Annotated in this window: 10 protein-coding genes; 4 read left to right on the forward strand and 6 right to left on the reverse strand. The window is 62.3% G+C overall.

The features are described 5' to 3' along the window. Window positions 1–2 precede the first annotated feature (2 nt). From J2046_RS12235 to J2046_RS12250, 4 genes are all read right to left on the reverse strand, one after another. A complete protein-coding gene (locus tag J2046_RS12235) occupies window positions 3–860 on the reverse strand; it encodes an ABC transporter permease (protein ID WP_210052069.1) in 858 nt (285 codons plus the stop codon). Beyond that, on the reverse strand, window positions 857–1,912 hold the full coding sequence (locus J2046_RS12240) for an ABC transporter ATP-binding protein (protein ID WP_210052071.1): 1,056 nt from the start codon (window positions 1,910–1,912) through the stop codon (window positions 857–859). Before J2046_RS12240 ends, J2046_RS12235 begins: the two co-directional genes overlap by 4 nt. An 87-nt stretch (window positions 1,913–1,999) precedes the next feature. Then, window positions 2,000–3,028, reverse strand: coding sequence for an ABC transporter substrate-binding protein (locus tag J2046_RS12245; RefSeq protein WP_233469716.1), 1,029 nt, complete (start codon window positions 3,026–3,028; stop codon window positions 2,000–2,002). A gap of 88 nt (window positions 3,029–3,116) precedes the next feature. Then, a complete protein-coding gene (locus J2046_RS12250; protein WP_210052075.1) occupies window positions 3,117–4,091 on the reverse strand; it encodes an isopenicillin N synthase family dioxygenase in 975 nt (324 codons plus the stop codon). 115 nt (window positions 4,092–4,206) lie between these two features. Between J2046_RS12250 and J2046_RS12255 the strand changes: the two genes are divergently transcribed. From J2046_RS12255 to J2046_RS12270, 4 genes are read left to right on the forward strand one after another with little or no spacing between them, the layout of a single operon-like run. After that, window positions 4,207–5,316, forward strand: a complete 1,110-nt coding sequence (locus J2046_RS12255) for a carbohydrate kinase (RefSeq protein WP_210052077.1) — start codon at window positions 4,207–4,209, stop codon at window positions 5,314–5,316. A gap of 37 nt (window positions 5,317–5,353) precedes the next feature. Next, window positions 5,354–6,283: a pseudouridine-5'-phosphate glycosidase gene (locus tag J2046_RS12260; protein WP_210052078.1), complete on the forward strand. Its 930-nt coding sequence runs from the start codon at window positions 5,354–5,356 to the stop codon at window positions 6,281–6,283. Between the two features lie 22 nt (window positions 6,284–6,305). Continuing rightward, entirely contained in the window at window positions 6,306–7,115 is an 810-nt protein-coding gene (locus J2046_RS12265) for an enoyl-CoA hydratase/isomerase family protein (protein WP_210052079.1), read from the forward strand. Between the two features lie 10 nt (window positions 7,116–7,125). Then, a complete protein-coding gene (locus J2046_RS12270) occupies window positions 7,126–9,231 on the forward strand; it encodes an acetate--CoA ligase family protein (protein ID WP_210052081.1) in 2,106 nt (701 codons plus the stop codon). Here J2046_RS12270 and J2046_RS12275 read toward each other — a convergent pair whose 3' ends face one another. Next, window positions 9,232–10,209: a nucleoside hydrolase gene (locus J2046_RS12275; protein WP_210052083.1), complete on the reverse strand. Its 978-nt coding sequence runs from the start codon at window positions 10,207–10,209 to the stop codon at window positions 9,232–9,234. It abuts the gene before it with no gap. A gap of 30 nt (window positions 10,210–10,239) precedes the next feature. Then, window positions 10,240–13,719, reverse strand: a complete 3,480-nt coding sequence (locus J2046_RS12280; protein WP_210052085.1) for an indolepyruvate ferredoxin oxidoreductase family protein — start codon at window positions 13,717–13,719, stop codon at window positions 10,240–10,242. Window positions 13,720–13,863 lie beyond the last annotated feature (144 nt).

Genomic DNA, 13,863 nt, shown 5'->3' on the forward strand with positions numbered 1-13,863 from the left:
GTTCAGGCCTTCCACTTCATGACTGTCAGCCGCCCGAAGACCACCACGACGATCGCGCCGGTCACCGACAGCATTAGCGCCAGCGCAGAGCCGAACGGCCACTGGAAGGTGTCGATCAAAGCGTCCACCACCGTCACGGCCATGGTCTTGACCCGCAAGCCGCCGATCAGCGACGGCGTCACATAGGCGCTGAGCGACAGCACGAAAACGAGGATCGAGCCGGCCTGGATGCCTGGCAGCGACAGCGGCAGGGTGATGCGCCGGAAGGCCGTAGCCTTCGAGGCTCCCAGCGAACGGGCCGCGGCTTCGAGCGACGGATCGATGCCCTGGATGGCGCTCATGATCGGCAGGATCATGAAAGGCAGGAAGACATGCACCAGCGCGATGACGATACCAAGCGCGTTGTACATCAGCGGCAGCGGCCCGTCGATGATGCCCCAGCCCATCAGCGTGCGGTTGATGAGGCCGTTGTTTCCGAGCAGGATCGTCCAGCCGTAGCTGCGGATGACGATGCCGACAAGCAGCGGCGAAAGCACGAGGCCATAACCCATGGCCCGAAACGCCGAATTGCCGCGGGCAAGCTGCCAGGCCACCGGATAGCCGAGGATCAGGCATGCCAGCGTCGTCACGAAGCCGATCCAGAGCGTATTGGCCACCTGCTGGATATAAAAGATATCCGAGAAGAACTTGCCGTAGTTGACGAGTGTGAAGCCCGGCCCGTAAGGCGTCCCCTGCCCCGGCATGCGGAAGCTCATCACCACGATATTGAGATAGGGCAGAACGAGAAAGACGCCGATAAGGATCGCGGCGGGTGCGATCAAAAGCAACGGCCCGAAGCGTTTCTTCGCAGCGACGTTCATGCTTCAGTCCCGCGTATTGGCCCAAGCGGCCAGAATCGGTCGACCGGTGCATGGATTAGCACCTCGTCGCCATCGGCAAACCGGGTGCGCGGAAAGGTCTGGACGTTGACGGTCGCGCCATCCGCAAGGTCCAGCCGGTAGTCGACAAGGCTTCCAGAATAATAGCTCGACCGGACCTTTGCCGGCACGCCGGATGTGCCGGAGTTGACGGGCAGAAGCTCGACCGCTTCCGGCCTCAGCGCCAGCATGATCTCCGTGCCGTCGGCATAGGCGCCGGCAGCAGGCAAGTTCCCGAAGGGGGTCGAAATCGTTCCGCTGCCCACCTTGCCGCGGATGATGTTCACCTGGCCGACGAATTCAGCCACTTCCAGATTGGAGGGCCGCTCATAGATGTCCGACGGCGTGCCGATCTGCGCGATGCGCCCGCCGAACATCACGACGACGCGGTCCGACATGGTCATCGCCTCCGCCTGATCATGGGTGACGTAGACGGTGGTGATGCCGACGCGGCGTTGCAGGTCGCGGATGAAGACGCGCATCTCTTCGCGCAGCTTGGCATCCAGATTGGCGAGCGGTTCGTCGAGCAGGAGGATCTTCGGTTCGATGACCAGTGCACGCGCAAGTGCCACGCGTTGCTGCTGGCCGCCGGAAAGCTGGCGCGGATAGCGTTCCGCGTAGCCCGCAAGCTGCACCATGTCCAGGACCTTTGTGATGCGTTCGCGGATTTCCGCCTTGGAGATCTTCCGCATCTCCAGCCCGAAGGCGAGGTTCTTCTCCACTGTCATGTGCGGGAAAAGCGCGTAGTTCTGGAAGACCATGCCGATGTCACGCTTTTCGACCGGCACATGCACCACGTCGCGCCCGTCGAAACGGATCGCACCCTCGGTCGCATCCTCGAACCCGGCGATCATCTTCAGCGTCGTTGTCTTGCCGCAGCCGGAGGGGCCGAGCAGCGAGATGAATTCGCCTTCCGCGATCCTGATGGAAATGCCGTTGACCGCAGGCCCCTGCCCGTAGTCCTTGGTCAGCTTTTCGATGCTAACCTCTGTCATGAAACTTCACTTTCAATTCGCCAAGAAACCCGAAAAAGCCGATCATGGCCCGCCACGGAGGCAAGCCATGATCGCAGCGGGGGAAAATCACTTGAGCGTCTTGGCCCAGCGCTCGGAAAGCTCGCCCTGCTTTTCGTTGACGAAATTCCAGTCCCAGGTGAGGATCTTGTCCATGTCCGCACCGGAGATCGGCACATCGGCCTTGAGTTCTGCCGGGATCACCACCTTGGAATTGGTCGGCGAGATGAAAAATTCCTTGGCCATCATGCCCTGCACCTCCGGCGACAACAGGAAGTTGGCATAATGATAGGCCAGTTCCTTTTCGGGCGCGTTGGCGAGGATGTTGATCGTCTGGTCGAACATGATCATGCCTTCCTCCGGAATGATGCAGTCGACCGGTAGCCCCTGCTTCTTCAGGCGGGCGATTTCACCGAAGTCAAAAGGAGCGACCACGATTTCGCCGGAGGCAAGGCCGGTGGAGAGGTTGAAATCGACCTGGATGACGGAGCCCAGCTTTTCGAGCGCGGCGAAGCCCGCGTCGACGTCGTACTGGTCTTTGCCGAAGATCTTGGAGAACAGCAGGAGTTCCATCTTGCCGGCACTGTTGGCGAAATTGTAGAGGCCGATCCGCCCCTTGAATTCCGGATTGTTCCAGAGGTCCTTCCAGCTTTTCGGCGGCGTTTTCACAAGGTCGGTACGATAGCCGATGCCGATCGGCGATACGGCGCCGATCGCACCCCAGCCATCAGTCTTCTTGGCAAGCGGATAGAGGTCGGCATAGTTCGGCAGCTTGGAGAGGTCGAGTTTTTCGAAAAAGCCCTCCTTGCGCAGGCCCGATGCGAAAACCTCGTTGGTCATCACGATCGAATAGGGCGGCTTGGCGACGCCTGCGGCACGCAGGTTCGCGCCCCAGACACGGCCGTTGCCGACATCGAGCGTCACGGCTGCGCCACTCTGCTTGGTGAAGGCCGGCGCCACGGTCGAGCGCCAGTATTGCTCCCAGACGCCGCCGAGCGTCGGCACGACCAGCGTTTTCGTTTGAGCCCGCGCGGGCAGGCCCATGAGGCCTGCCGCAGCGAGTACCCCCATTCCGGCAAGGGTTTGCCGTCTTGTCATATCCATCATCTTGCAGTTCCCCTTGTTGCGATCATTGATCGATATGTGCCGGCGGTATTCCGCTTCTATGCACGCTTTTGGTCAGCGCTCAGCCTTTCGAAAAAGCCTGTTTCGTCTTGAGGTCGATATATTCGCCATAGGTGATCGGCTGGTATTTCGCTCCGCCCTTGATGAAGGGCTTCAGGCATTCAATCACCGTATCCTTCGACGGATTAAGGAAGAACGGGATAGACTGCCGGCGCGCCGTGCCCTTGAACCCGCTGGGCGGATTGGCAACCCGGTGCGGCGTCGAGACCCATTCGTCATTTGTCCAGCGCATGAAGGCGTCGGCGATGTTAATGACATAGGCGCCTTCGATCGACGGGGCGTCCAGCCACTCGCCATTGCGGTTCCGCACCTGCAGGCCGCCCGGAGAGGCTTCGGAACGCAGGATGGTCATGAACCCGTAATCGGTATGCACGCCGGCGCGCAGCTGGCCCGGCAACGGCGCTTCGCTCTGTTCCGGATAGTTGATGACGCGCAACGCCGAGAGATGGTTTTCGAAGGACGGTTCGAAATAATCCTGATCGAGCCCGATCGCCTGGCAGAAGATGCGGCGCATGTGCTTCGACAGCTTTTCCATTTCCTTGAAATAGCCGCGGAACGCCAGCTCCAGCCCCTCGGGCTTGTTTGGCCATATATCGCCCGGCAGATTCTCACCGAAATTCAGACTTTCCTTGTAATCGCCCGGCGTCTTCAATCCCAGCGTCGCAGCCAGTGCTTCCTCGGCGATCGGGGAGAAGGAGACGCCGCCGATCACGCCCGTGCCGCGGCCGATCGTCTTCTTCCACTCCTGCGGTTCGTCGAAGAAGGCCCTCGCAAGACTGTAAAGCCGCGAGGTCGCCTGCGTTGAAACGCCATGGCCCGTGACGAGAAAGAAGCCGGTATCGCGGCAGGCAGCCTCAATGGCTTTCACCACGCCCGCAGCACCCACCTCGTTTCGGATGAAGGGGCCGACGTCGATGACCGGAATGCCGGGTGCGGCATCGCCGGACGATACGGGATTGGCACCTGAAACGGACATGGCCTTCCTCCATCAACGCATCTGACAAACAGATGTTGACAAAAACATCTGTTGTTGTCCATATCAAAAATAACGAAGTTTCAAGACGGCACTCGCCGCAAGGATGATGTACGAGATGGATGATCTCGCTCCGCAGGAAGCGGCCGTTCTGTCGATCATCAAGGACAACCCGTTCGCGGGGCAGCAGGAGATCGCCACCCAGCTCGGGCTGGCGCGCTCGACGGTCGCTGCGCACATCGTCCAGCTCATGCAGAAGGGTTATATCCTTGGTCGTGGCTATGTAATGCCGGCCGAAACGCGCGCGGTGTGCATCGGCGGCGCAGTGCTCGACCGCAAATACCGCGCCAAGGCGGATCTCGTTTTCGAAACCTCCAATCCGGTCGACGGCATTCGCTCCATGGGCGGTGTCGCCCGCAACGTGGCGGAAAATCTCGCTCTCCTTGGCACCACGACGAGCTTCGTTTCCATCGTCGGCGACGACGAGGGCGGAAGGGCGCTTTTGAAACACATGCGCGACCGCGGCATCGATGTCAGCCAAATGGTCACCACGACCGAGCGACCGACTGCGGAATACGCCGCGATCCTCGATCTGAAGGGTGACCTGGTGCTAGGCATCGCCGACATGGGCATTTTCGACCTGCTGCTGCCGCCGCATTTCGAGCGCATCTGGCCGCATCTCGCTGCCGCGAGCTGGGTCTTCTGCGACTGCAACCTCCCGGACGAGACAATTGCCGCCTTGATCGCCAAGCGCCAGGGTGCCCGCTTCAAGCTGGCGATCGACGCAGTTTCAACGCCAAAGGCTGCTCGCCTGCCGAAAGACCTTTCCGGCATCGATCTGCTGTTCATGAACATCGACGAGGCGAACGCTGTCCTGCATCGCAAGGCACATGAGACGATCGAGGACGCCAGAGAAGCAGCCCTTGCCCTGCAGGAGGCCGGCGCCCGCGAAGCGGTCGTCACCATGGGAGCGCGCGGCATCGCCGTCGCCGGCACCGAAGGCGCCCGCACCTTCCCGGCCGTCCAGGCAAGGCCCGTTGACATTACCGGAGCAGGCGACGCGATGATTGCCGGCACGCTTCACCGCATCCTGCACGGCGAAGACATCTATACGGCGGCACGCACCGGCGCGCTGCTTGGCACGCTGACCACCGAAACCCCCGCCAGCGTCCACACTGAATTGTCTGAACGCTTCCTGGAAGCCAATATGCACCGTCTCGCCGGATAGGCGGCCGGTCGAAAACACCATTCGAGGAATACCCGCAATGACCCTTCTGAAACCGAAGCTGAGCCGTGAAGTCGCCGAGACGATCGCTGCCGGCGGTCCTGTCGTCGCGCTGGAATCGACCATCATCACCCATGGCATGCCTTACCCCGCCAATCTCGAAACGGCGCTTGGCGTCGAGGCGGTGATCCGCGAGAACGGCGCGGTGCCTGCGACGATCGCTGTGATAAATGGCGAACTGCGCGTCGGTCTCGAACGCCACGAGCTCGATGCACTCGCCCAGGCCAAGGACGTAGTAAAGGCTTCCGGCCGTGATCTTGCCGTCGCCATGGTCAAGAAGCAGTCGGCCGGCACCACCGTATCAGCCACCATGCTGCTCGCCGATCTCGCCGGCATCGACATCTTCGCGACCGGCGGCGTCGGCGGCGTGCATCGCGGCGCCGAGCAGACCTTCGACATTTCCGCCGACCTCACCGAGCTCGGCCGCACCAGGACTGCCGTCGTCTGCGCCGGCGTAAAGTCGATCCTCGATATCGCCAAGACGCTCGAATATCTGGAGACCCAGCGTGTGCCGGTCATCGCCTACGGCACCGAGGATTTCCCCGCCTTCTTCACCCGCAAAAGCGGCTACAAGGCCGACCATCGGCTCGACACGCCGGAAGAGATCGCCCAAGCCATGTCGCTGCACCACAAGCTCGGCACCGGCACCGGCTTGCTGATTGCCAATCCAATCCCGGAAGCCGCCGCACTGACGCCGGAATTCATCGACGGCACGATCGCCGATGCGGTGCGCGAAGCGGATGAAAGAGGCATCGGACGCAAGGAACTGACGCCCTTCCTGCTTGCCCGCATCAACGAACTTTCGAAGGGCGAAAGCCTGAAGGCGAATATCGAGCTGGTGAAGAACAATGCCCGGCTCGCTGCAAAGATGGCCGTCGCCTATGCGGCTTTAAAGAAATCCGGCAAATAGTTCAAAAATAAGGGGAACTTCCATGAGCTACGAGACGATCCTGTACGAGAAGGATTTGACCGACAAGTTCGCGACGATCACCATCAATCGCCCCGACAAGATGAACGCGATGAACAAGACGGTGATCCGCGAGATCGACGCGGCACTGAAGAGTGCCGTCGATGACCCCGACGTCAACGCTCTGGTCATTACCGGCGCCGGCCGCGCCTTCTCATCCGGTTATGACCTGCAGGGCGGCGATTTCGATGTGGACATCGACTTCTGGCGCGAGGACATGACCGAAAACGCCGAGGCACTGCTCAACATCTGGCGCGCCCCGATCCCGGTCATCGCCTCGGTCAATGGCTACGCGCTGGCCGGCGCGCTCGAACTGATGATGTCCTGCGACCTCGCCATCGCCGCCGACACGGCAAAATTCGGCGAACCGGAAGTGCGCCATAATTCCGGCCCACCGGCCCTGATGATGCCCTGGCTGCTTGCCACCCGTGACGTGCGCTGGCTGATGTTCACCGGCGACATGGTGGATGCCGAAGAAGCGCTGCGCATGCACCTCATCAACAAGGTCGTGCCGGCCGATCAGCTGAAGGAAAAGACCGAGAACCTGGCCCGCAAGCTCGCCCGCATGCCGGTGCCGGCGCTGAAATACACCAAGGCCTCCATCAACAACCAGCAGATGGTCGCGGGTCTCATGCCGTCCTTCCAGTACAATATCGAGGCGATCGCCGCGCTGCATGTGACCAAGCAGGGCCGCGAATGGATGGCGAATCTCGCCAAGATGTCGCTAAAGGAATACCTCGCCTTCCGCGACAATCCCTTCAAGGGCCTCGACTGAGGCCGCGCCGATGGCGGCCAATACGCTGGAAGCGATGCGGGCCTTGATGGCGCCGCGATCCGTCGCGGTCGTCGGCGCTACCGAGCGCGCCGACGCTTCTTCCGGCTTCGTGATGAGGAACCTGATGCACTTCGGCTATCAGGGACAGATCATCCCGGTCCATTCCAAGGCTGAAACGGTCTTCGGCTACAAGGCCGTCTCCTCCCTTTCCGCACTCGATGATGCACCTGATGTCGCCGTGATCGGCATCAATGCCGACAAGGTCATCGGCGCGTTGGAGGAGGCCGGCCAGACTGGCGTCAAGGCTGCCGTCGTGCTGGCTTCCGGCTTCGCCGAACTGGACGAGGCCGGCCGCGAGCGGCAGCGACAACTGATCGACATTGCCGAACGTTACGGCATGGCGATCTGCGGCCCGAACTGCCTCGGCCTCTTCAACCTTGGCTCAGGCGCCGCACTATATTCATCGAGCCTCTCGACCAATCTCCAAAGGGGTCGTTTTGCGATCCTCTCCCATTCCGGCGCCAGCACGATTGCGCTCAGCAATACCGGCCGGTTCGGCCTCAGCCACATCGTCTCCTCCGGCAACAGCGCCGCGACCGATATTCCCGACTACCTCGACTTCCTGGCCGCCGACGAGGCAACCAATGCCATCGGCATAGTCATCGAGGCAATCCGTGAGCCGGAAAAGCTTGCTCAGGCGATGGAAAGGATGCACGCGGCGGGGAAGCCGGTGATCGCGCTGCGCGCCGGCCGTTCGGAGCGCGGAGCACAGGCGACCGCTGCCCATACCGGATCGCTCGCCGGCAGCAACGAGGCCTATCATTCGTTCTTCAAGCGCGTCGGCATCATCGAAGTGCCGGACATGGACAGCTTCATGGAGACGGCCACACTTTGCCTAAGCCTCGGGCGGCGCCCTACAAAACCAGGCGTCGCCATCGTCGGCGTCTCCGGTGGCGGCGTTGCGCACGTCTCCGATATTGCAGACGAGGCGGGTCTCACGTTGCCCGGCCTGCAGCCGGAAACCACCGCCAAGATCAAAACCCTGCTGCCGCCCTTCGCGACCCCTCAGAACCCGCTCGATACGACGGGTGTTGTCTTCGCCAACGGCGATATCTACCGCGACGTGCTGCATACGCTGGCCGACGACCCGTCGATCAGGTTTATCGTCGCCGCGCAGGACGCACCGGCCGGCTTGGACGATTTCTGCGCCTCCGAATATCTCGGTATCGCCCAGGCGGTCTCCGACTATGCCGGAACCGGCAAAGCGCCGGTCGTCTTCATGAGCAATCTCTCTTCCGGCCACCACTGGGCCGTCGAGGAGAAACTGCCAAACGTGCCGGTCCTGCGCGGGACGAGAAGCGCTTTGGCGGCGATTGCGGGCCTGATTGCGCAAAGCAACACCGTTTCGTGGCCCGGCAAAGCGGCAATGGAAAGAAAGCCCCTCTCCGCCGGCGCCCTGACTGAGCGCGAAGCCAAGACGCTGCTCGCCTCCGAGGGCCTGCCTGTCCCGAAAGAACGGCTTGTTACCAGTGCCGATGCCGCGGCGAAAGCGGCGAAGACGCTCGGTTTTCCAGTCGCGATGAAGATCGAGTCGCCGGATATCCTCCACAAGACCGAGGCGGGCGGCGTGAAGCTCGGCATTGGCTCGGAAGCGGAAGCATGCGCTGCCTTCGACGCGATCATGGCGAGCGCCCGCGCCTATGCGCCCGATGCGGATCTGCGCGGCGTCTCGGTGCAGGAGATGGTGATGGGCGGCGTCGAGGCCCTGGTCGGGATCGTACGCCACGAGCCCTTCGGCCTGGGCCTCGTCGTCGGCATCGGCGGAGTGCTGGTGGAACTGGTCAATGACTCGGCCTTCGATCTCCTGCCGATCGATCCTGCCCGCGCGGAAGCGATGATCGGTGAAACGAAACTCGCCTCCCTGCTGGAGGGCTACCGTGGCGCACCAAAAGCAGATCGGAAGGCGCTTGCCGAACTGCTGGTCAAACTTTCCGATTTCGCCGCCCGCTACGGCGACGATATCGAAGCGATTGACCTCAACCCCGTCGCCGTGCTGCCGGAAGGCGAAGGCGTGCGCATCCTCGATACGCTGATCATCCCGCGAAACAAGGCCTGATCAGACGAGCCGCAGCTTTGCCGGCGGCTCAGCCTGCCGGGCGACGATCCCCGCCAGACGCTCCGTCAGCAGGGCATAAAACCCGTCTGCATCGACGTCGCGCATGAATATCGCATTCTTCGGTCGCCCGGAAACGCCCCACCAGTCGGCAACCGTCATGCCCTTGGTCAGTTCCGATTCCGTCTCGATCTCCACGTTGCAGAGCCGGCCGGAATAGAGCTCCGGCTTCAACAGATAGGCGATCACGTTCGGGTCGTGCAGCGGTCCGCCCTCGCTGCCGTATTTCGCCACGTCGAAACGCTCGAAATAATCCAGCCAGCCGACCAGCACTTCGGAAAAATGCCCGCCGATCGCCCGGATCGCCTCGACGCGGGCGCGCGTCGTCAACGTCTTGTGAGTAACGTCGAGCGGCATCATGACGATCGGCACGCCCGAGCCAAATACCACGACCGCCGCCTGAGGATCCACATAGATGTTGAACTCGGCGGCCGGCGTGATGTTGCCGCCTTCGAAGCAGCCGCCGCCCATCAGCACGACCTGCTTGATGCGGTCAACGATTTCCGGCGCCTTGGTCATCGCCTTGCCGAGATTGGTGAGCGGTCCGAGCGTGCAGACTGTCACCGTGCCGGCCGGCTCGTGCATCAGCGTCTCGATGATGAAATCGACGCCATGCTGCTCCTGCAGCGGCATCGCCGGATCAGGCAGGTCCGCGCCGTCCATGCCAGTCGCGCCATGCACGTATTCCGCGGTGACCAGCGTGCCCGACATCGGCTGGCTGCAGCCCGCGAACACCTTTACATCCGTGCGGCCTGCAAGTTCGCAGACCTTGCGGATGTTCACATTGGTCAGCGACAGCGGCACATTGCCCGCCGCGGCGACGATGCCGAGAACCTCAAGTTCCGGGCTCGCCAGCGCCAGCAGAATGGCCAGTGCATCGTCCTGGCCGGGATCGGTGTCGATGATGATCTTTTCTACCATGCTGGTCACTCTCGGAAACTTGGGGAACGGTCAGGCGACATCGGGAATCGGCTCCTTCGCGCGCCATTTCGCCAGAAGATCGGCCTTGCGCTTCTCGAACCGCTCGACGGAAGCGAATTTGATAGGGCCGAAGCCGCGGACCATGTCCGGCAGGCCGGCAAGCTCGACGGCAAGTGCATGATTGCCGGCTTCGAGCCCGGAGGCGAGCCCCGCCACGAGCGCGAAATAGTCCTCGACCAGTTGCCGCTCCATACGCCGCTCGGCGGTGCGGCCGAAGGGATCGAATGCGGTGCCGCGCAGGAATTTCAGCCTTTCCAGCACTGCGAAAACAGGCCTGATCCACCCGCCGAAGGCGATCTTGGCCGGGTGGCCGGTGCGCGAATCGATTCTGCGGGAGAGCAGTGGCGGTGCAAGGTGATGCTTGATCCTGAATTCACCCTCGAACTGTTCGGCGAGCTTCCTTTCGAAACCGCGATCTCGATGCAGCCGGGCGACCTCGTATTCGTCCTTGTAGGCCATCAGCTTGAAGGTATTCCTCGCCACGGCCTCAGCAAAACCGGTCATGCCGCGCGTCCGCGCTTCAGCATCTTTAGCGATTTCGACGAGGTCCGTATAACGTTCGGCATAGGCCGCATTCTGGTAGGCGGTCAGGAAGGCGGCACGCTTTGCGACGATCTCCTCCAGCGTCTCGGTCTTCGGCTCAGCCTTCACCAACCCAGCCTCGCGAGCAACAGCTTCGGCATCGACAGCGGCACGGCGGCCCCAGCCGAACGCGGCACGGTTCATCGCGACACCCGTCCCGTTGAGCTCGATCGCGTTGTCGATCGCCGCCAGACTGATCGGCACGAGGCCGCGCTGCCAAGCGTAACCGAGCAGGAACATGTTGGATGCGATCGCGTCCCCCATCAAGGCCGTGGCGAGATCGGTGGCCGGTACCGTCTCGACCGCCTCGTCGCCAGCCGCACGGCGCAGCGATTTCAGCGTCGCCTCCTGCCGGAAATCGATCGTCGTGTCCTTAACGAAGGAGGCTGTTGGGGCAAAATGATCGTCGATCACCGCACGCGTCTTGTTCTTCGCGAAGGAGGCGAGCGAATTCTTCTGTGCCGCCACGACGATATCGAAGCCGAGCACGAGATCACTCTCGCCGGGACCGATGCGGGCCGCATGGATCTGCGCAGGGTTCTTCGCCAGACGGATGTGCGAGATGACCGAGCCGTTCTTCTGGGCAAGTCCGGTCTGGTCGAGCGTGACCAGAGCCAGCCCGTCGAGCAACGCCGCCTGGGCGAGGACGGCACTGACCGTGATGACGCCCGTGCCACCGATACCGGCCAGCAGCATGCTGTAGGGTTTTGCAAAGTCGGTGGCGAAGGCGGGCCGTGGCAGGTCGTCGGTCTTGACGGACTTCGACTTTGCGGTGGGCTTTCGGATGCTGCCGCCCTCCACCGTCACGAAGCTCGGACAGAAACCCTTGATGCAGGAGAGATCGGTATTACAGCTCGACTGGTTGATACGCCGCTTGCGGCCGAATTCCGTCTCCTGCGGCTCGATCGAGATGCAGTTGGAGACGGCGGAACAGTCGCCACAGCCCTCGCAGACCAGTTCGTTTATGAAGGCCCGCCTGTCCGAGACCGGATAGGCGCCGCGCTTGCGGCGGCGGCGCTTTTCTGCGGCGCAGACCTGGTCGTAGATCAGCACCGTGACACCGGGGATTTCGCGAAGCTCCCGCTGCACGGCATCGAGTTCGTCGCGGTGGTGGATGGATACCTCGCGGGGCAGGTTGCTCTGCCAGACCTCCGGCCGTTCGGCGACCACGACGACACGGCTTGCGCCCTCGGCCAGCATCTGCCCGACAATGCCGGGCACCGTGACGTCGCCGTCATGCTTCTGGCCGCCGGTCATGGCGACCGCGTCGTTGTAGAGGATCTTGTAGGTGGCATTGACCTTCGCGGCAATCGCAGCGCGGATCGCCAGCACACCGGAATGGAAATAGGTGCCATCACCCATGTTGACGAAGATGTGCTTCTCGTCCGTAAAAGGCGAAAGCCCGATCCAGGAGCCGCCCTCACCGCCCATCTGCGTAAAGCTCGAGGTGTTGCGGCCCTCGTTGCCGATGATCATCATGTGGCAGCCGATGCCTGTCGAAGCCCGGCTTCCCGCCGGCAGACGGGTCGAGACGCTGTGCGGACAGCCTGAACAGAAATAGGCCTCGCGCTTGAGCGCGGTGGCCTCGAGACCAAGCGCAGCCGTCATCTCGTCCACAAACCGCGCCTTGGCCTGCAAGGCTTCGTCCAGAACGCCGAGACGGGAGAGAATAGCCTTCGCCACCGAAAAGGTGCCGATCTCGCCGATCGCCTGAAGAAGCGTGCCGCCGCTCTCACCCACTTTGCCAAACACCCGCGGTCGCCGGCCGTCAGGCAGGTTGAAGAGCAGCGCCTTGATCTGGTCCTCGAGGATGGAGCGCTTTTCCTCCACCACCAGCAATTCATCGACCCTGGACGCAAAGTCCGCAATGCCCTGCGGCTCCAGCGGCCAGACCAGGCCGACCTTGTAGAGCACGATCCCGAGTTCGGCGGCACGCGCCTCATCGATGCCGAGAAGTGTCAGCGCACCCATGAGATCAAGCCAGGATTTGCCGGTCGAAACGATACCCAGCTTTGCCTTTCCACCGTCGCCCCAGACGGTGCGGTCGATCCGGTTGGCACGTGCGAAAGCCTGCGCCGCAAGCATCTTGCGCTCCAGCCGAAATTCCATCGCATGCGGCCCGTCCGGCCAGCGCAACGAAAGGCCGTCGGGTGCAAAAATCTCGTCGGGAATGACGATCTCCAGTTTGTCCGGATCGAGATCGACCGTCGCCGAACATTCGACGATCTCCGTCTGGCACTTGAGGCCGATCCAGGCGCCGGAATAGCGGCTCATTGCAAAACCGAGGAGGCCGTATTCGATATACTCACCGACACCGGCGGGCGACAACATCGGCACCATCGCGGAGATGAGGTTGTGCTCGCTCTGATGCGGCAGAGTGGAGGAGACAGCACCGTGATCGTCGCCGACCAAAAGCAGCACGCCGCCGTTCGGGTTCGTGCCCACCGCATTGGCGTGGCGAATGACGTCCATGCTGCGATCGACGCCCGGCCCCTTGCCGTACCACATGGCGAAGACGCCGTCATAGCGCGAGCCCTCGAACATGCCGGTCTGCTGCGTGCCCCAGACCGCGGTCGCCGCCATGTCCTCGTTGAGACCGGGCTGGAACTTGACATGCGCTGCGTCGAGATATTTCTTCGCCTTGCCCATCTCGCGGTCGAAACTCGCCAGTGGCGAGCCGCGATAGCCCGAGACATAACCGGCGGTGTTCAACCCTCGCGCCAGGTCCCGCTGGCGCTGGATCATAGGCAGGCGGATGAGCGCCTGCGTGCCCGAGACCAGGATACGGCCCTTTTCCAGCGTGTAGCGATCATCGAGGCTGATCTTGTGAGCCGAAGAGGACGTGTCCGGCGCGGCATGGATCGACATCTAGGCCTGCTCCACTTGTCCGACCGAAGCTGGCGCATGGAAGAGCCGGGTGGCGGCATCCAGTACTCCGTCAGGCAGCGCGAGAAGGCGATTCACATGGTCAGACAATCAGGTCCTCCCGGGAACTCTCTGCCACGACGACGA

This window comes from Neorhizobium petrolearium (assembly GCF_017873175.1).
In the GTDB taxonomy this organism is placed as follows: Bacteria; Pseudomonadota; Alphaproteobacteria; order Rhizobiales; family Rhizobiaceae; genus Neorhizobium; species Neorhizobium petrolearium.

Bases quoted from the DNA above. Each gene is read 5' to 3' on its own strand.
- J2046_RS12245 (WP_233469716.1), bottom strand. From the start codon at position 3,028: ATGACAAGACGGCAAACCCTTGCCGGAATGGGGGTACTCGCTGCGGCA.
- J2046_RS12250 (WP_210052075.1), bottom strand. From the start codon at position 4,091: ATGTCCGTTTCAGGTGCCAATCCCGTATCGTCCGGCGATGCCGCACCC.
- J2046_RS12275 (WP_210052083.1), bottom strand. From the start codon at position 10,209: ATGGTAGAAAAGATCATCATCGACACCGATCCCGGCCAGGACGATGCA.
- J2046_RS12240 (WP_210052071.1), bottom strand. From the start codon at position 1,912: ATGACAGAGGTTAGCATCGAAAAGCTGACCAAGGACTACGGGCAGGGG.
- J2046_RS12280 (WP_210052085.1), bottom strand. From the start codon at position 13,719: ATGTCGATCCATGCCGCGCCGGACACGTCCTCTTCGGCTCACAAGATC.
- J2046_RS12265 (WP_210052079.1), top strand. From the start codon at position 6,306: ATGAGCTACGAGACGATCCTGTACGAGAAGGATTTGACCGACAAGTTC.
- J2046_RS12255 (WP_210052077.1), top strand. From the start codon at position 4,207: ATGGATGATCTCGCTCCGCAGGAAGCGGCCGTTCTGTCGATCATCAAG.
- J2046_RS12270 (WP_210052081.1), top strand. From the start codon at position 7,126: ATGGCGGCCAATACGCTGGAAGCGATGCGGGCCTTGATGGCGCCGCGA.
- J2046_RS12260 (WP_210052078.1), top strand. From the start codon at position 5,354: ATGACCCTTCTGAAACCGAAGCTGAGCCGTGAAGTCGCCGAGACGATC.
- J2046_RS12235 (WP_210052069.1), bottom strand. From the start codon at position 860: ATGAACGTCGCTGCGAAGAAACGCTTCGGGCCGTTGCTTTTGATCGCA.